The organism is Hydrogenophaga atypica (assembly GCF_042665215.1).
Lineage (GTDB): Bacteria > Pseudomonadota > Gammaproteobacteria > Burkholderiales > Burkholderiaceae_C > Hydrogenophaga > Hydrogenophaga defluvii_A.
In genome coordinates, this window is the sequence record NZ_JBHTCA010000018.1 from 26058 (window position 1) to 44135 (window position 18078).

The 18078-nt window shown below is 64.9% G+C and carries 15 protein-coding genes; 7 read left to right on the forward strand and 8 right to left on the reverse strand.

All coding sequences use genetic code 11. From position 1 onward, the window contains the following. Window positions 1–14 precede the first annotated feature (14 nt). The gene (locus tag ACFQPB_RS17725; RefSeq protein ID WP_382226130.1) at window positions 15–1664 is read left to right on the forward strand and encodes a methyl-accepting chemotaxis protein; all 1650 of its coding nucleotides are present in this window, start codon (window positions 15–17) and stop codon (window positions 1662–1664) included. A 464-nt stretch (window positions 1665–2128) separates the two neighbouring features. Here the strand turns inward: ACFQPB_RS17725 and ACFQPB_RS17730 are convergent, their stop codons facing one another. Continuing rightward, the gene (locus tag ACFQPB_RS17730; protein WP_382226132.1) at window positions 2129–4408 is read right to left on the reverse strand and encodes a YgiQ family radical SAM protein; all 2280 of its coding nucleotides are present in this window, start codon (window positions 4406–4408) and stop codon (window positions 2129–2131) included. Between the two features lie 124 nt (window positions 4409–4532). Here ACFQPB_RS17730 and ACFQPB_RS17735 point away from each other — a divergent pair, with 124 nt between their 5' ends. Both ACFQPB_RS17735 and ACFQPB_RS17740 read left to right on the forward strand, forming a co-directional pair. Continuing rightward, entirely contained in the window at window positions 4533–5438 is a 906-nt protein-coding gene (locus tag ACFQPB_RS17735) for a crotonase/enoyl-CoA hydratase family protein (RefSeq protein WP_382226135.1), read from the forward strand. A 194-nt stretch (window positions 5439–5632) separates the two neighbouring features. Then, window positions 5633–7768, forward strand: a complete 2136-nt coding sequence (locus tag ACFQPB_RS17740) for a putative bifunctional diguanylate cyclase/phosphodiesterase (RefSeq protein ID WP_382226138.1) — start codon at window positions 5633–5635, stop codon at window positions 7766–7768. A gap of 9 nt (window positions 7769–7777) precedes the next feature. Here ACFQPB_RS17740 and ACFQPB_RS17745 read toward each other — a convergent pair whose 3' ends face one another. Further along, entirely contained in the window at window positions 7778–8731 is a 954-nt protein-coding gene (locus ACFQPB_RS17745; protein ID WP_382226140.1) for an alpha/beta hydrolase, read from the reverse strand. Between the two features lie 82 nt (window positions 8732–8813). Here ACFQPB_RS17745 and ACFQPB_RS17750 point away from each other — a divergent pair, with 82 nt between their 5' ends. Together ACFQPB_RS17750 and ACFQPB_RS17755 are read left to right on the forward strand one after the other, a co-directional pair. Next, a complete protein-coding gene (locus ACFQPB_RS17750) occupies window positions 8814–9950 on the forward strand; it encodes an iron-containing alcohol dehydrogenase (protein ID WP_382226143.1) in 1137 nt (378 codons plus the stop codon). Window positions 9951–9981: 31 nt separating this feature from the next. After that, window positions 9982–10272 carry a hypothetical protein gene (locus ACFQPB_RS17755; protein WP_382203841.1) on the forward strand — a complete coding sequence of 97 codons (291 nt, stop codon included), beginning with the start codon at window positions 9982–9984 and terminating at the stop codon, window positions 10270–10272. 14 nt (window positions 10273–10286) lie between these two features. Here the strand turns inward: ACFQPB_RS17755 and trhO are convergent, their stop codons facing one another. From trhO to ACFQPB_RS17780, 5 genes are all read right to left on the reverse strand, one after another. After that, entirely contained in the window at window positions 10287–11234 is a 948-nt protein-coding gene (gene trhO / locus ACFQPB_RS17760; protein ID WP_382226146.1) for an oxygen-dependent tRNA uridine(34) hydroxylase TrhO, read from the reverse strand. Between the two features lie 39 nt (window positions 11235–11273). After that, window positions 11274–12365, reverse strand: coding sequence for a patatin-like phospholipase family protein (locus tag ACFQPB_RS17765; protein ID WP_382226254.1), 1092 nt, complete (start codon window positions 12363–12365; stop codon window positions 11274–11276). Further along, window positions 12362–13189, reverse strand: a complete 828-nt coding sequence (locus ACFQPB_RS17770; RefSeq protein ID WP_382226149.1) for an HDOD domain-containing protein — start codon at window positions 13187–13189, stop codon at window positions 12362–12364. The genes ACFQPB_RS17765 and ACFQPB_RS17770 overlap by 4 nt, the downstream gene beginning before the upstream one ends. Window positions 13190–13193: 4 nt before the next feature. Next, a complete protein-coding gene (locus ACFQPB_RS17775) occupies window positions 13194–14021 on the reverse strand; it encodes an HDOD domain-containing protein (RefSeq protein ID WP_382203831.1) in 828 nt (275 codons plus the stop codon). Window positions 14022–14098: 77 nt separating this feature from the next. Next, window positions 14099–16438, reverse strand: coding sequence for a Tex family protein (locus ACFQPB_RS17780; RefSeq protein ID WP_382226152.1), 2340 nt, complete (start codon window positions 16436–16438; stop codon window positions 14099–14101). A 150-nt stretch (window positions 16439–16588) separates the two neighbouring features. Between ACFQPB_RS17780 and ACFQPB_RS17785 the strand changes: the two genes are divergently transcribed. Next, the gene (locus tag ACFQPB_RS17785; protein ID WP_382226155.1) at window positions 16589–16903 is read left to right on the forward strand and encodes a nucleotidyltransferase domain-containing protein; all 315 of its coding nucleotides are present in this window, start codon (window positions 16589–16591) and stop codon (window positions 16901–16903) included. Next, complete coding sequence (locus ACFQPB_RS17790) at window positions 16896–17303, forward strand: HEPN domain-containing protein (RefSeq protein WP_382226158.1); 408 nt, start codon at window positions 16896–16898, stop codon at window positions 17301–17303. Before ACFQPB_RS17785 ends, ACFQPB_RS17790 begins: the two co-directional genes overlap by 8 nt. Before the next feature lie 89 nt (window positions 17304–17392). On the opposite strand, the gene ACFQPB_RS17795 is transcribed toward ACFQPB_RS17790, so the two are convergent. Beyond that, complete coding sequence (locus ACFQPB_RS17795) at window positions 17393–17899, reverse strand: GNAT family N-acetyltransferase (protein WP_382226161.1); 507 nt, start codon at window positions 17897–17899, stop codon at window positions 17393–17395. Between the last annotated feature and the right edge of the window lie 179 nt (window positions 17900–18078).

An 18078-nucleotide genomic window follows, 5' to 3' on the forward strand; every position in this document is an offset into this window, starting at 1 on the left:
TGAGGTCCCCCACCATGCGCATCAACCTGCCCGTCACCCCCACCGAATACCCGTTTCCCAAGGGCAAAACGCTGGTGTCCACCACCGACACCCAGGGCCGGATTTTGTACTGCAATCCGATGTTCATCGAGGTCAGCGGTTTCACCAAGGAGGAACTGCTTGGCCAGCCGCACAACCTGATTCGCCACCCCGACATGCCGGAAGAGGCCTTTCGCGACATGTGGACGACGATCTCGGCGGGGCTACCTTGGTCCGCTCCGGTGAAAAACCGGCGCAAGAACGGCGACCACTATTGGGTCATGGCCAACGCCACGCCTTTGATGGAAAACGGGCGGCCGGTGGGCTACATGTCGGTGCGCACCGAGGCCACACGGGAGCAGATTCAACAGGCCGAGGCTTTGTACGCCACCATGCGTGCCGAGAAACAGGCCGGCAAACCGGTTCACCGACTGAAAGGCGGACGCCTTGTCAAAGCCACCCTGGGCGGACGATTGTCTGAAGGATTGCGCCTGGGGTTGGCTGCCAAGTTCTTGCTCGCGTTGTTGGTCATGTCGGTGGGCGGGCCATTGCTTGAGGCCGCCCTGCCGACCGCCATGCCTCTGAGAGGCATGGCCCTGATTGCGCTGGACGTGCTGTTGCTGATGGGTGTCTGGCGCTATCTGGTGGGCTCCGTGCTGCGGCCCCTGAACGAGCTGGTGGGCACGGCCAACCGCATGGCGGCGGGCGATCTGACCCAATCGCAGGAGGTCACCCGAAGCGACCAGCTCGGCGCCCTGCAAAAGGCGCTAGGGCAACTCAATGTGAACCTGCAATCCATTGTGCGAGACGCACGCGACCAAAGCCTGGAGATGCAGCAGGCCACGCAGGAAATTGTGGCAGGCAACATGGATTTGTCACAGCGCACGGAATCGCAGGCCAGCAGCCTGGAGCAGACGGCTGCATCCATGGAGGAGATCACCAGCACCGTGCGCAACACGGCCGACTCTGCGGGCCAAGCCGAGCGGCTGGCTCAAGATGCCAGCAGGGTGGCCGAACGCAGCCGCGATGTGGTCAATGGCGTGGGCGTGACCATGCGCGACATCCAGGCCTCGTCAGCCCGAATCAGCGACATCACGCAGGTCATCGACAGCATCGCGTTTCAGACCAACATCCTGGCACTCAACGCGGCGGTGGAAGCAGCGCGCGCGGGCGAGCAGGGCCGGGGTTTTGCGGTGGTTGCGTCTGAAGTACGCTCGCTGGCGCAGCGTACCTCTACGGCAGCCAAGGAGATCAAGCACCTCATCGATGCATCGGTGCAGAAGGTAGCCGAGGGACACCAACGCACGGAAAGTGCACAAAAGACAATGCAGGACGTAGTGGCAGGTGTGCAGGGTGTTTCCACGCTGGTGAGCGAGATCAGCAACGCCTCGCGCGAGCAGCTCAACGGCATAGCGCAGATCAATTCGGCCGTGGGTCAACTCGACAGCATCACACAGCAAAACGCAGCTCTGGTTGAGCAGGTGGCGGCATCGGCGCAGTCACTCGATTGCCTGGCTCGAAACACGACTGACACAGTCAGCGTGTTCCGCATCGACAACGCTCCCAGCGTTCGACACGACGCGGTGAGTCTGCGGCGCAGTCACAAGGTGGCTAACCCAGATATGCCACTTTTAGAGCGCGAATGAATGCAGAGCGCTTCTCACGAAGCTCATTCGACAGCAAGTCTAACCAGCGCCTCGCGCTCTGGCGGCGAAGATCACAGCTGACATAGCCGCTCTCACGAGCAAAACAACAGGGCTCAACTCTCGAAAATCAAGCGGACTGGACAGCCGTCGGGTCGCGTCTGACGTTTGGGATGTACTACCTTTCAGACTGGCCATATCGCCGAACTGACTTTGGAAGTCAGTGACCGGTAGGTCGCCTACAACGTGAATACGTCTTTGACAGCCGAAGGGCAGGAAACGCTGCACAACCGACGGTGGACCTGAAACACTGAACGGCTTGAGTGTCTGAAGCGGCCACTGCAGTTTGCTGCAGCTACCAATCGCTCCCGGCCTGAGTGGGGTTGGCCAAGAAGTCGTCTCAGACCGTGCCTCATACCCTCTGGCCGCTGGTGGCAACGCCGTGGGCAAGGCAGCCGAAATGCAGGCTACCGCGCCTTTGGCTTGCCCTTCACGCCCGCCCTGGGTGGCAAGCCTGTGTGCTGCGTCAGCAGGCGCCCCTTCACAGGCGCAGGCGCGGCCGCTTTCCCGCTGGGCGTGGAGTTCTTGCGTCGTGCGCTCTGGTAGCCGCCGTCGGTGAGCGGCTGAAAGGTGGGGATGAGGTGGTGTTTGCCGTTGCCGATGAGGTCGGCGCGGCCCATGGCCTTGAGGGCTTCGCGCAGCACGGGCCAGTTGTTGGAGTCGTGGTAACGCAGGAAGGCCTTGTGCAGGCGACGGCGTTTTTCGCCGCGCACGATGTCCACACGCTCGGCCCGGTCGTCGCGGTGAATGCCCTTGAGCGGGTTGAGGTCGGTGTGGTACATGGCCGTGGCGGTGGCCATGGGGCTGGGATAGAAGGTTTGTACCTGGTCGGCGCGGAAACCGTTTTTCTTGAGCCAGATGGCGAGGTTCATCATGTCCTCGTCGCTGGTGCCGGGGTGGGCGGCGATGAAGTACGGGATGAGGAACTGCTTCTTGCCAGCCTCTTCGGTGTACTTCTCGAACATCTGCTTGAACTTGTCGTAGCTGCCGATGCCGGGCTTCATCATCTTGGAAAGCGGCCCACTTTCGGTGTGCTCGGGCGCGATCTTGAGGTAGCCGCCCACGTGGTGTTGCACCAGTTCTTTCACGTACTCGGGGCTCTTGACCGCCAGGTCGTAGCGCAGGCCAGAGCCGATCAGGATTTTCTTGATGCCCTTGAGCGCACGCGCACGGCGGTAGATCTTGATGAGCGGATCGTGGTTGGTGGTGAGGTTCTGGCAAATGCCGGGGTAGACACAGCTGGGCTTGCGGCAGGCGGCCTCGATGTCGGGGCTTTTGCAACCCAGGCGGTACATGTTGGCGGTGGGGCCGCCCAGGTCGGAGATGGTGCCGGTGAAGCCCTTGACCTTGTCGCGGATGTCCTCGACCTCTTTGATGATGGATTCTTCGCTGCGGCTCTGGATGATGCGGCCTTCGTGCTCGGTGATGGAGCAGAAGGTACAGCCGCCAAAACAGCCGCGCATGATGTTCACGCTGAAGCGGATCATCTCCCAGGCGGGGATTTTGGTCGCGCCGTCGTGGCCGCCGTGCTCGTCGGCGTAGGCGGGGTGCGGGCTGCGAGCGTAAGGCAGGTCGAAGACGTGGTCCATCTCGGCCGTGGTCAGCGGGATGGGCGGCGGGTTGATCCACACGTCGCGTGCGGTGGTGCCTTCGCCGTGGGCCTGTACCAACGCGCGGGCGTTGCCGGGGTTGGCTTCCACGTGCAGCACGCGGTTGGCGTGGGCGTAGAGCACCTTGTCGCTTTTCACCTGCTCGTAGCTGGGCAGGCGGATGACGGTGCGCTCGCGCGGGGTTTTGTGGCGAGGCTGGAAGACCAGGGGCTGGATGGCGGGGTTGGGCTGGCTCGCGGCATCGCCCTCCTCTTTCACACAGGTCTGACCCTTGGCCTGCGCCTGCTCGGCGGTGGTCTGGTAGGGGTTGATGTGTTCGTCCACGCGGCCGGGCTGGTCCACCTCGGAGGAATCGATCTCGAACCAGCCTTCAGGCGTTGACTGGCGCACAAAGGCGGTGCCGCGCACGTCGGTGATGTTGTCCACCGGCTCGCGTGCGGCCAGGCGGTGCGCCACCTCCACCAAGGCGCGCTCGGCGTTGCCGTAGAGCAGCAGATCGCATTTGCTGTCCACCACAATGGAGCGGCGCACCTTGTCGCTCCAGTAGTCGTAATGGGCAATGCGGCGCAGGCTGCCTTCGATGCCACCCAGAATGATGGGCACGTCTTTGTGGGCCTCGCGGCAGCGCTGGCTGTAGACGATGGCGGCGCGGTCAGGGCGTTTGCCACCCACGTCGCCGGGAGTGTAGGCGTCGTCGCTGCGGATCTTGCGGTCGGCCGTGTAGCGGTTGATCATGGAATCCATGTTCCCCGCCGTCACGCCCCAGAACAGGTTGGGCTTGCCCAGCGCCTTGAAGGGTTCAGCGCTTTGCCAGTCGGGCTGGGCAATGATGCCGACGCGAAAACCCTGCGCCTCCAGCACCCGGCCCACCACCGCCATGCCGAAGCTCGGGTGGTCCACGTAGGCGTCGCCCGTCACCAAAATGATGTCGCACGAATCCCAGCCCAGGCGCTCCATCTCGGCGCGGCTCATGGGCAGGAAAGGCGCGTTGCCAAAGCGTTTGGCCCAGTACGGGCGGTAGCTGGTGATGGGCTTGGCGGCGCGCGCGAAAAAGGAAACGTCGACGGGGGCGTTCATGTAAGACCTGGGGGATAACCCGCAATTTTAAGTGGGCCGGGTGTTTTTGCGGGCACTGTCACCTGTTGGCCTGCCACAGAACAAGGGCATGCCTATGATTTTGGAACAACGATCAGGAGACACCATGCCCGATTTCAAGACCCTCACCATCACCAAAGACCAGCGTAACCCGCGCATTGCCCGTCTGCTGCTCAACCGCCCCGAGCGGCTGAACGCCATCACCGACGACACGCCGCGCGACATCCGCGCCGCCGTGGAGTGGGCCAACGCCGATGACGAGGTGCATGTGATCGTGGTGAGCGGCGCAGGCAAGGGTTTTTGTGGCGGCTACGACCTGGCCGACACCGCCCAGAGCCACATCGAGCACCCCTGCCAGCAGGAGAAAACCCCCTGGGACCCGATGGTCGACTACGCCTACATGAAGCGCAACACGGAGGACTTCATGAGCCTGTGGCGCAGCCCCAAGCCCACCATTGCGCAGGTGCATGGTGCGGCCGTGGCTGGCGGCAGCGACATCGCCCTGTGCTGCGATCTGCTGGTGATGGCCGAGGACGCGCGCATTGGCTACATGCCCACCCGCGTGTGGGGCTGCCCCACCACCGCCATGTGGAGCTTTCGCCTGGGGCCGGCGCGGGCCAAGCAACTTATGTTTACCGGCGACGTGCTCAGTGGCCGCCAAGCCGCCGAATGGGGCCTGGCCAACCTGGCCGTGCCAGCCGAGCAGCTGGACGCCGAGACCTTCAAGCTGGCCGAGCGCATCGCCGGCGTGCCACGTGGCCACCTGGCCATGCACAAGATGGTGCTCAACCAGACCATGCTGACCGCTGGCCTGGAGCAGACGCAGATGATGGCGACGGTGTTTGATGGCATCACCCGCCACAACCCCGAAGGCCTGTGGTTCCGCCGCTATGCGCAGACCGAAGGCTTCAAGGCGGCGGTGCAGTGGCGCGACAGCGGCCGCCCCATCCCCGAGGGCGACGAGGCACGTGCGCTGGTGCGCGACATGGATGCCCGGCCCCCTTCCTCCTGACCGACGGCCAGGCATGTCGCAGGCAGCCCACACCTCAGCGATTTCCGGCCCAGCGGGGGTGGGGGATATTTGTGAAAAATTGTTATGCTGGTGCCTGACGTTTGACGCAGCTTCCCTTGAGTCCGCCCTGCCCCACCGCCACGCCAAAGCCCCCTTCGGGTTGGGTGAACGTGCGCCGCTGACAGACACAGGCCATGCCGACCGACGCTCCCACCGATCTGCTGGCCCGTCTGTTTCCGGTGTTGTTGGCGTTTCTGTGTGCCCACACAACCTTGGAATGCCGCGCGCGGTTCACCGAGTCGTTGCGCACGAACGATCCAGACCGCTGGCAGTGGTTGACCGGCGCCGCGCTGGCCTTCGGTACCGGCGTGTGGTCTCTGCACATCCACGGACTGTCGCTCTTGCCGCAAGGCGGGCCCGTGCACTACCACACCGGCCTGTTGCTGATGGCCTGGCTGTTGGGCGTGGCGGTGGCCGCCGTAGGCGTGTGGGCATCGGTCGCGCTGCGCCCCGCGCCTTGGGCGATGGCCATCGGTGCTCTGGCATTGGGGCTCGCGGTGGTGTTGAGTGAATCCCTCTCGCTGCGGGCAGCCGCGTTCGAACCAGCCTTGCGGTGGGCCCCCTCCGAGCTGGCCACCCTGGGTGCCTTGGTGGCTTTGTGTGGACTGGCTGCCCAGGCGCTGGGCGCATGGCAACCGGCAGCGCCTGGCCTGCACATGACCCTCCGTCTGTTGGCCTCGCTGTTGCTGGCGTTCGGGCTGTGGGTAGGCGATGGGCGACTGCAAGGCATACACGCCGCCGAGATGGCCCATGCGACCAGCACTGCCCAAGGACTGGCACTGAGTTCGCTCGGCTTGCTGGCACGCCTGGGCACCCTGATCTTGCTGCTGATGACGCTGGTGCTGGCCAGGCGCGAGGCCTTGTTGCGCGCCTCGCTGGTGCAGGCACGCGGCGACGTGGCGCGCGAGTCGCTGACAGACCCGTTGACCCGGTTGCCCAACCGGCAGGCGTTTGAGTTGCGCTTGAAGGAAACCGGTCTGGCCAGCGAACGTGACGGCGCCGGCATGGCATTGATGTTCATTGATCTGGACGGGTTCAAGCCCATCAACGAGTCCTTCGGCCACCAAAGCGGTGACTGGCTGCTCAACACCGTGGGGCAACGCCTGCGCGAACTCGCTCGAGGCCACGAATTCGTCGCCCGCTGGGGCGCCGACCAATTCTTGCTGCTGTTGCCCGGCCTGTGCGCCCGCGAGCCATTGGCAGAAAGAGCGCGCACGGTGCTCAAGGCCATCGCCCAGCCCATGGACGTGCTGGGCCGCGAGTTGCCGGTCCAGGCCTCCATTGGCGTGGCCATCTTCCCCGATGACGGCGCCGCCGCCCTGATGGTGGCCCATGCCGACGCTGCCACCCACGCAGCCAAGGCGGCTGGCGGGGGCACTTTCTGTTTTTTCGAACCGCACATGTTGCACGACTCGCGCGAGCAGATGGAGTTGCTGCGCGACCTGCGCCGCGCCATTGAGGAGCAAGCGCTTGAACTGTACTTTCAGCCCAAGATTCACGCACCCAGCGGGCAGATCACCGGCGCTGAGGCCTTGATCCGCTGGAACCACCCCAGCAAGGGCTTGATCAGTCCGGGGGCTTTTATCCCCGTGGCCGAACGTTTTGGCCTGATTGGTGCCATCGGCGACTGGGTGATCGATCAGGCCTGTCGCCAGATCCACACATGGCGCGAAGGTGGGCTGCGCATGCGGGTGGCCATCAACCTGTCGGTACACCAGTTGCGCCAGGACGATCTGGCCGACCGCATCGATGCCGCGCTCAAGCGCCACGCGGTCAACCCCACGCTGCTCACCTGCGAAATCACCGAATCGGTGGCCATGGAGAACAACGCCAGCAGCAAGGCCTTTTTTGACAAGCTCGAACAGGTGGGGGTGCACATCTCCATTGACGATTTCGGCACCGGTTATTCCAGCCTGTCCTACCTGCGCCAGTTGCCGGCCGAAGAGCTCAAGATCGATGCCGCCTTCGTCAAAGACCTGGAGTTCAGCAACGACGCCCGCACCGTGGTGGACGCGGTGGTCAAGCTCGGCCAGGCGCTGGGCCTCAAGGTGGTGGCCGAGGGGGTGGAGACCGACATCCAGCGCGACATCCTGCGGCAGCTGGGTTGCAACGAGCTGCAGGGTTTTCTGTTTGCCAAACCCATGGCCGCGAACCGCCTGTTCCTGTGGGCCATGAGCGACGACGGCCCCACACACACGGATTTCCGTCAATCGCTGTTTGGCGACACGCGCATCGACGACGACCTCGCCGGTGATGCGCCTGCGCGTTAGCCGCCAGCGTCAGGCAAAGGCGTGCCGCAAGGCCCGGGCTGCGTCGTTGTGGGCCTGCTGAGCCTCGGGGATGGCACGCCCCATCTTGATGAACTCGTGCACCACGCCACGGTAGATCTCCAGGTCCACCGGCACGCCGGCCAGACGCAGCTTGTCGGCATACATCACGCCTTCGTCCACCAGCGGGTCGCATTCGGCCAAGCCTATCCAGGCGGGCGCAACGCCCTCCAGGTCGTCGGCATACAGCGGGGCAAAACGCCAGTCGTCCCGGTCGGCAGGCGTGCGCACGTACTGGTTGAAGAAGTAGGTGATGTGCGGTTCTTCCAGCACGAAGCCGTGCGCAAAGGTTTTGTGCGAGGGCGTGTCCTGGTGGCCGGTGGTGCCAGGGTAGAACAGCAGTTGCAGGGCCAGCGGCAAACCGGCGTCGCGCGCTTCCATGGCGCACACGGCGGCCAGCGTGCCGCCAGCGCTGTCGCCCCCCACAGCCAGGCGTGTGGTGTCCAGGCCCAAGGCGCTGCCCTGCCCTGCCAGCCACTGGAGCGTGTCCCACGCATCGTTGGCTGCGGTGGGGAACTTGTGTTCGGGCGCCAGCCGGTAGTCCAGCGACACCACCGCACAGTGGGCCAGGTGGGCCAGGTGGCGGCACAGGCTGTCGTGGGTGGCCACACTGCCGATGGTGAAGCCACCGCCGTGGGTGTAGAGCAGCACCGGCAAGGCATCGTGTGAGGGCGCGACCAGGCGCGCGGGCAACACGGCGCCATCGCGGGCGGGCACCTGCAGGGCCTCCTCGCGCGCCATCTTGTGTGGCGCCAAGTCCAGCACGCCCGCGCCGGCTTCGTAGTGGGCACGCGCCTGTTGTGGGGTCAGGGCGTGCATGGGCGTGTTGCCCAGGCGGGCCATGCGGTCGATCACGCCACGCATCAGCGGAGTCAGCAGCGCGCGCGGGTTGTGGGGGTGGTTCATGGCGGCAATGTTAGCTGTCGCCTGCCCGTCAAGAGAGGCCGTGGCGGCCGCTTATAGTGGCGCCAAACAACGGAGACCTCCCATGGCCAACATCCTCTACATCACCAACATCCAGATCGACTTCGGCGCCATCCAGTTGCTGCCGGCCGAGTGCAGCCGCTCGGGCATCACCCGTCCGCTCATCGTCACCGACGCCGGTGTCAAGGCCGTGGGCATTCTGCACAAGGCGCTTGATGCGCTGCCCGGCGTGCCCACCGCCGTGTTCGACCAAACGCCCTCCAACCCCACCGAAGCGGCCGTGCGCGCCGCCGCCGAGGTCTACCGCGCCCACGGCTGCGACGGCCTGATTGCGCTGGGCGGTGGCAGCGCCATCGACTGCGCCAAGGGGGTGGCCATCGCCGTGGCGCACGAAGGCCCGCTCAAAACCTACGCCACCATCGAAGGCGGCTCGCCCAAGATCACCGACCGCGTGCCCCCGCTGATCGCCGTGCCCACCACCGCCGGCACCGGCAGCGAGGTGGCGCGTGGCGCCATCCTCATCGTGGACGATGGCCGCAAGCTGGGCTTCCATAGCTGGCACCTGGTGCCCAAAACCGCCCTGCTCGACCCCGAACTCACACTGGGCTTGCCGCCCATGCTGACGGCCGCCACGGGCATGGACGCCATCGCCCACAACATGGAAACCTTCATGGCGCCCGCCTTCAACCCGCCGGCCGACGGCATTGCGCGGGAGGGCTTGCGCCGGGGTTGGGCCCACATCGAAGCGGCCACACGCGACGGCAGCAACCGCGAGGCCCGCATGAACATGATGGTGTCCAGCATGCACGGCGCCATGGCATTCCAGAAAGGCCTGGGCTGCGTGCACTCTCTGAGCCACAGCCTGGGCGGCGTCAACCCGCGCTTGCACCACGGCACACTCAACGCGATGTTTTTGCCGGCGGTGGTGCGCTTCAATGGCTCGGCCGAGACGGTACAAAAAGAAGACCGCCTGAATCGCATGGCCCAGGCCATGGGCTTGACATCGGGCAGTGACATCCCGGCCGCCATCGCCGACATGAACGCGCGCCTGGGCCTGCCCAGTGGCCTGCGCGCCATGGGTGTGACCGACGACCTGTTTGACAAGGTGATTGAAGGCGCGCTGGCCGACCACTGCCACAAAACGAATCCCCGGATTGCCAGCGCCGAGGCATACCGCACCATGTTGCAAGAAGCCATGTGAGTGGCATGAACCGACCCACACTGGAGGCTGTATGAACCCACTCGCTCCTGCCCTGATGTTGAGCATGGCCACGCTGGCAGCGTCGGCAGCCTGGGCCATTGATGCCCGAGAGCGCGGCTTGATCAGCAACGGCATGGCCGAGGGCGAGGTGGTGTTCCGCATTGGCAAGCCCGATCACGAGGCCTTCATCCGCAACCAGCGGGGGCTGCCGGAGGAAAAGTCCTGGACCTACTTCCCCCACCCCCGCGACCCGCAAACCCTGACCACCATCACCTTCCGCGCGGGCGTGGTGGTCAACGTTGAACGCAAGATCGCGCGTTGAGGCGGCCAGGCGCCTCAGTCCTGCGCGTCCACGGCCTGGGATCTGGGTGCCGCGCCCACATGCCGCTCGCCCCGCGCCTCGGCCAGTTCCACCTGGCGCTGGCGTTCGGCCAGCCGGGCCTTTTCTTCGGGCGTGCGCTGGTTGTGGCAGTGGGGGCAGCTCACGCCCAAAACGAAGTGGGGTGAGGCCTTGTCTTCCGGCCCGAGCGGCCAGCGGCAGGAGCGGCAAAGTTCGTAGGGGCCGGGCTTGAGGCCGTGGCCCACGCTCACGCGCTCGTCGAACACAAAACACTCGCCGTCCCAGGTGCTCTGCTCTGGCGGCACCTCTTCCAGGTACTTGAGGATGCCGCCTTCCAGGTGATAAACCTCGTCAAAGCCCTTCATCTTCATCAAGGCGGTGGATTTTTCGCAGCGGATGCCACCGGTGCAGAACATGGCCACCTTGGGTTTTTTGGCGCCCTGCAGCGCAGGCTGCGCGTCGATCCAGGCCGGCAGCTCGGTGAACGTCTTGATGTCGGGGTTGATGGCACCCTTGAACGTGCCGATTTTGACCTCGTAGTCGTTGCGGGTGTCGATGAGCACCACATCGGGGTCGGCCAGCAAGGCATTCCAGTCCTGCGGCTTGACGTACTGGCCCACGGTTTTGTTGGGGTCGAGTTCGGGCACGCGCAGAGTCACGATTTCTTTCTTGAGCCGCACCTTCATGCGCAGGAACGGCGGTTTGCTGGACCACGATTCCTTGTGCGTCAGACTGGACAGACCCGGCATGGCGCGCAGGTGCGCCAGCACCGCCCGCACCCCAGCTTCAGGGCCGGCGATGGTGCCGTTGACGCCTTCGCGCGCCAGCAGCAAGGTGCCTTTGACGGCGTTGTCGTCGCAGCAGCGCTGCAGTGGCTCGCGTTGGGCCACAAAATCCGGCAGGTCGACAAACTTGTAAAGGGCGGCGGTCAGAAAGGCATCCATGGCCCCAATTATCCCAGCGTCGCCCCAGGGCGACGCCCGTCACAGTGCGGAGACTTGACCCAGATCAGGCCGCAACAGCCATTCAGCAAACTCGTCGGCCAGTTGCTGGGCGGCCGAAACGGCGCCGTTCCAGGCCTTCATGCGGCCAGGCAGGTCGTGGCTGTAGGTGCTGAAGTCGTTGCGGTCTGGCAGCTTGCCGTTGGGCAGGCGCCGCACCCACTCGGGGTCGGGGGCGAGCACCAGCATGTGGTCGAGGAAGTGGCTGGCGCGGTGGCGCCACTTCCAGGGTTTGTCGAGCCAACCAGGCACCACCTGCTTCTGAAAATGGGGGTACAACACAACGCCTGGCTGGGTGCCGTAGTCCAGGTGCAGGTGGTAGTCGGTGATGCCGCCGTCCCAATAGGCGCCGGGGGGCGCACCGGCAATCTGGGGCACGGCCCGCAGCACAAACGGTATGGAGCAGCTGGCCTGCAGCGCGTCCATGAAGTTGGCCTCGCTCAGCGCCAGGTGGCGGGTGCGGTAATCGTGCGTCGCAAACGGCAGCGCGGCAGGCGCACCTGCTTGTGGGCTTGAGAACACCACCCGCTCCAGCCAGACGCCCATAGCCCGGCGATGCACCGCATTGGTGAGCATGGCGCCGAGGTAGCCGAGCGGTGCGCGCAGGCCCGCCTCGCGACGCATGAGGTGGCGGCCACGCGATGTGACGATGTGCAGGCGGTAACGTGGGTGCTTGAGCACCTCGTGTACCCGCCCACCGTAAAACGCCTTCAGGCTCTCACCAAAACGCTCGCTGATGAGTTCGGGCGGCGGGCGCTTCTGTCCCGGCGGCAGCTCGTAGTGCTGGGCGATGTAGTCGCGGCTCAGGCGGTTGAACGCCGCCACCGGGTCGTCGAGGCAAGCCGTGGCCATGCGCCAGGCGCCGATGGAGGCACCGATCAGATCGATGGGCTGCGCGCTGCGCGCCAACCAGTCGCCAAATAAAAACCGGTCCAGTGGCCCCAGCACCAGGCCCTTGGGGCCACCGGCGGCGGCCGGGATGGCACGCACATCGGCTGGCGACAAGCCATTGCGCTGCAGGTGGGCACGTGCTGCTGCCCCGGCATACAAACGCAGGGCGCGTGTGCGGCTCAGGAGGCCTCCAGTTCGCGCAGTGGCGGCACGTCTTCCGTGACCAGCACGTCATGGTCCAGCCCCATGGCCAGGCCCAGGGCATCGGGGTAGGTGTGGATGAGGCGGTCGGCATCGCCAGGCGTGCCATGGATGCAGGCCCGCCAGACGGCCAGATGCACCAGCGCGGCCAGGGGTTCTGGCTGCGGTGCTTCCAGAGGTGACACCTGCTGGGCCAGCGCATCCACCAGCCGCTGCGGAAAGTGCCAGCGGCGCGCCAGCTCGGCGCCCGCTTCGGCGTGGCTAAAGCCCAGCACCTGCCGCTCCATCGCAGCGCGGCGCGGGTCCAGCAAGTCCAGCTCGCGGTCGATCTCGGTCATGGCTTCGGGTAGGCCGGCGTGCAGCACCAGCTCGCCAATGCCGTGCAGCAGCCCGGCGGTGAAGGCCAGGTTTTCGTCCATGCGCAAGGGGTATGCGATGTAGCGCGCCAAGGTGGCAGCCACCAGGCTGTGGTGCCAGTAGCGGTCGAGGTTGAGCGTGCCCACGGCATGAAAGCAGTCGTTCAGCGCGGTGTTGATGACCAGCGCACGCACCTTGTTGAGGCCCAGCACCATGAGGGCGTCGCGCGAGGTGGACACCGGCCGCAACAGGCGGAAAAACGCCGAATTGGCGCGCTGCAGCACTTTGGCGGCCATCACCGGATCGCGGTCGATGTCGCGCGCGACGGCCACGATGTCCACATCGTCCTGCCCGAAAGTGGCGATCAGTCGCGCCGCCACCTCGGGCGCCGATGGCAGCGCCTGAGGTTGCTTGAACAGCGCTTGCAGCCGGTTGTCTGGGACGGACATGGCGTCAGCTGAGGAAGGCCGAGAGTTCGCCGGCAGACGTCCAGTCCGCCGGGTCTTTGTCCAGCACCTGCTCCAGATCGAGGCCCAGCAGCATGGCGACCACGTCGGGGAAGGTTTTGGTCAGGCCTTCGCGGTCCATGTTGATTTCCTGGCAGCGTGCGCGCCACGACGCCATGTGCACGACGCCGGCCATCGGCTCATGGAGATCACCTTCAAAAGGCAGCAACTGGTGCTGCAGGGCGCGCACGATGGCTTCGGGGAAATCCCATTTTTTGGCAAAACCGGCGCTCACGTCGGCGTAGGTGTAGCCCAGGTGGGCGCGTTCGGCCTCGGCGCGGTGCAGGTCCAGCGGCGCCACGCTGAAGTCGATCTTGGCCACCACGTCAGGCATGCCGATGTGCATCACCAGGTCGCCCACCGCGTGCACCAGGCCGGCGGTGAAGGCCGCACCGTCGTGCAGACGCAAACCCGGCGCCAGGGCGCGGCAGGCCTTGGCGGTATTTAGGCTGTAGCGCCAGAACTGCTCGAGATTGACACCCGGCACGGCTTTGAAACTGCTGGACAGCGCCACCGCCGTCACCAGGGTGCGAACGTGCGAAAAACCCAGGATGCCCACCGCGTCTTCCACGCTGCTGATCTGCCGCGTGACGTTGAAGAAGGCCGAGTTGGCCAGCTTGAGCATGCGCGCCGTCAGCGCCGGATCGGTGGCCACCAGTTGGCTGATCTTGCGCGGGCTGGGGTCGTCCGCGTCCAGTTCGGACAAGACTTCGGACACGACCTTGGGGATGCTGGGCAGCGCGTTTGCCTTGGCCAGCAGGGCTTGGAGTTCCATGGACGTCGGAGGAGGACAGGAGGAGGTTTTTCAGTATAGGCGCAGCCGGCCGGGCCGACACAGGTATGTGCCCGCCGTCAGCGTTTGAGTCCCTGCAATTTGGCGAAGGCCGAGGCCATGGCGCCGCCCTGTGGCAAGGCATCGCGCCCACGCTGCACCTGTTGGCCGCGCCCTGCCCCTTCAAAACGGTTGTCGCGCGGGCCGTCCTTGCGGGTGGGTGCGGCGTCCAGTTTCATGGACAGGCCGATGCGCTTGCGCGCCACGTCCACTTCCATCACCTTGACCTTGACGATGTCGCCGGTCTTGACCACCTCGCGCGCATCGTTCACGAACTTGTGGCTCAACTGGCTCACGTGCACCAGGCCATCCTGGTGCACGCCCAGGTCGATGAAGGCGCCGAACTGGGCCACGTTGCTCACCGTGCCTTCCAGCACCATGCCTTCGACCAGGTCCTTGATGTCTTCCACACCGTCGTTGAAACGCGCCACCTTGAAATCGGGGCGCGGATCGCGGCCCGGCTTTTCCAGCTCGCCCAGGATGTCCTTGACGGTGATGACGCCAAACTTCTCGTTGGCGAACAGCTCGGGCTTGAGCGTCTTGAGCATGTCGGCGCGGCCCATCAGTTCGGCCACGGGTTTGCCGGTCTTTTCGATGATGGCTTCCACCACGGGGTAGGTTTCGGGGTGCACGCCCGTCATGTCCAGCGGGTTGTCGCCGCCACGGATGCGCAAGAAACCAGCCGACTGCTCAAAGGTCTTGGCGCCCAACCCGCTCACGTCCATCAACTGCTTGCGGCTCTTGAAGGCGCCGTTGGCTTCGCGCCAGCGCACCACCGCCTTGGCCACGCTGCCCGAGAGACCCGACACGCGGGTGAGCAGCGGCACGCTGGCGGTGTTCAGGTCCACGCCCACGCCGTTCACGCAGTCTTCCACCACGGCTTCCAGCGTGCGCGCCAGCTCGCTCTGGTTCACATCGTGCTGGTACTGGCCCACGCCGATGCTCTTGGGGTCGATCTTGACCAATTCGGCCAGCGGGTCCTGCAGGCGGCGCGCGATGGACGCAGCACCGCGCAGGCTCACGTCCACATCGGGCATTTCCTGCGATGCGAATTCGCTCGCGGAATAGACCGAGGCGCCCGCTTCACTGACCACCACCTTCTCAATCACCCGCTCGGCTTTGGCCATCAGCTTGATCAGCTCGCCAGCCAGCTTGTCGGTCTCGCGGCTGGCGGTGCCGTTGCCAATCGCAATCAGGTTGACGCCGTGTTTGTCGCACAGGCGGGCCAAGGTGTGCAACGAGCCGTCCCAGTCGCGGCGTGGCTCGTGCGGGTAGACCGTGGACGTGTCCACCAGCTTGCCCGTGGCATCGACCACCGCCACCTTGACGCCGGTGCGGATGCCGGGGTCCAGACCCATGACCACACGCGGGCCGGCGGGCGCGGCCAGCAGCAGGTCGCGCAGGTTGTCGGCGAACACCTTGATGGCCACCTTCTCAGCCTCTTCGCGCAGGCGGGCGAACAGGTCACGCTCGGTCGACAGACTCAATTTGACGCGCCATGTCCAGGCCACGCACTTGCGCAGCAGGTCATCGGCGGGACGCCCTTTGTGGCCCCAGCCCAGGTGCAAGGCAATCTTGCCCTCGGCGATGCTGGGTTTGCCGGTTTCGGGCACTTCAGGCAGAACCAGCTTGGCGTCCAGCAACTCCAGCGCGCGGCCACGGAACACCGCCAGCGCGCGGTGCGAAGGCACACGGCCGATGGGTTCGTCGTAATCAAAGTAGTCGCGGAACTTGGCGATTTCGGGGTCGTTTTCGTTTTTGCCGGCAGCCAGTTTGCTGGTGAACAAACCTTCGGCCCACAGCCACTCGCGCAGCTTCTGCACCAGCGCGGCGTCCTCGGCCCAGCGTTCGGAGAGGATGTCGCGCACGCCATCCAGCACGGCGGCGGCGGTGGTGAAGTCGGCCCCTTCGATCTTGCCGGCCGGCACCAGAAAGGCCTGTGCCTCGGCAGTGGGGTCCAGCGACGGGTCGGCAAACAGCTTTTCGGCCAGCGGTTCAATGCCAGCTTCGCGGGCGATCATGCCCTTGGTGCGGCGCTTGGGCTTGTAGGGCAGGTAGAGGTCTTCCAGTTCTTGTTTGGTCGGCGCGGCCTCGATGGCGGCGCGCAATTCGGGCGTCAGCTTGCCCTGCTCGGCAATGCTTTTGAGCACCGCCTCGCGGCGGTCTTCCAATTCGCGAAGGTAGCTCAGACGGGCTTCGAGTTCACGCAACTGGATGTCGTCGAGGCCATCGGTGACCTCCTTGCGGTAGCGGGCGATGAAGGGCACCGTGGCCCCACCGTCCAGCAGTTCCACGGCGGCCAGCACCTGACGGGGCTGGACTTTGATCTCCTGCGCGATCTGCGCGATGATTTTTTGCATGTCGAAAAACGGTGGACCGGTCGCGCGCCGGCCTCTGGCTGTCTGGAAAGTGGGGGAGTTTGCCACAGGGCAAATCCGCCACCGCCTGGGTTAGACTGGCCTCACCCGTTGTTGCAACCGTTGCACTCACGCGCAGCAGAAGAAGCATCCATGCCATCGCCCAGTGTCGTCGACGAAGCCGTGCGAGTCTTGGCCCAGGCGGTCCCGCCTTCGGCCCAAATTTGGCTGTTCGGCTCGCAAGCGCGCGGGGATGCCAAGGAAGATTCCGACCTTGATTTTCTGGTCATCGAACAGGAAGTGACCAATCGGGCCTCTGAAATGGTTCGACTGCGGCGGGTTTTGCGCCCGCTGCGGATTGCGGCCGATGTGCTTGTCTACTCGCGTGATGAGGTGCAACGCTGGCGCAATGAGCCCGGCACCGCGCTTTACTGGGCTCTCAAAGAGGGACAAGTGGTTCATGGCTGAACCTCCCCAATCGGTCGCCAGAATGCTGCTCACCGCAGCCCGTCAAGACCAGCTCGCGGCACAACTGTTGTCTTCCAACGCGGCCATCGGGGATGGGGTCGTCGGTTTTCACGCCCAACAAGCCGTCGAAAAAGCGCTGAAGGCTGTGCTCAGCGTGCACTTGATCGAGTTCAGGCGCACACACGACTTGCTGGTGTTGCTTGATCTGTTGCTAGACCACGGGATCACCCTCCCGCCCGACGCCGATTGGCTGGACGAACTCAACCCGTATGCAGTGGAGGCACGTTACGGCGCGCTCGCTCCCTTCGGCTTGGACCGCCAACACACCATGTCGGCCATGGCCAGCACACTGACCTGGGCGGAACAGGTGCTGGCGGCCCAAGACGGGGCTATTGGTTAACGACGCCGTCGGCGGCAGGTGCTCGCTTCCAAATGAAGGGCGCTGAAGTTGGCAGGAAGGTGATGTGTACAAACTGGCCAACCGTTTGATCAGCCTTCCGGACTCACCAAGGGAAATACCAACCTGTCCACCTGGAGCGTGCCAACCTGCCAAGGGCTGTGATACCGAAATCCAAACCGCTCATACACGGAGCGCAGTTTCGGCCTCCCGCTGACGCAATCCAGACGAACGTCACGCAGGCCGTTTGCTCTGGCCAACTTGCATGCGAAAGCCAACAAGTGTTGAGCCATGTCCCGACCACGGGCGCGTGGATGTACCGCCACTTTGTGCAAAAAAGCAGACCGTCCGTCCGTCACCTCGGGCCAGAACACGGGGTCGCACGTTTCATAACGGAACACCCCGATGGGACGGCCTGCATCATGAGCCAGCCAGTAGCGCCCGTCCCTCACGTCCGTCTCGATGGCCTGCGCGCTCACACTGTTCACGTGCCACAGCATCTGACCTTTCTGGATCAGGTCTTGAGCGGCTGCCACCAAGATGCCTGCCACCACTTCTGTGTCGGCAGAACCGGCCTGTGTCACATCCAGAACACTCATAAAACCCTCCCGTTTTGGTCATCTTACGTAGCCGGCGTCCTTGGCCACATGGCAACGCCAAGGGCTCTGTGCACCGAGCTGGCGCGCCAACCCCTCCTGGATCGGGGTGGCAGGGTGCCCTGTGCAGCGAAGTAAAGGCGGAGGGCGCGCAGCGCCCGGGGGACATGAGCGGAACAGGG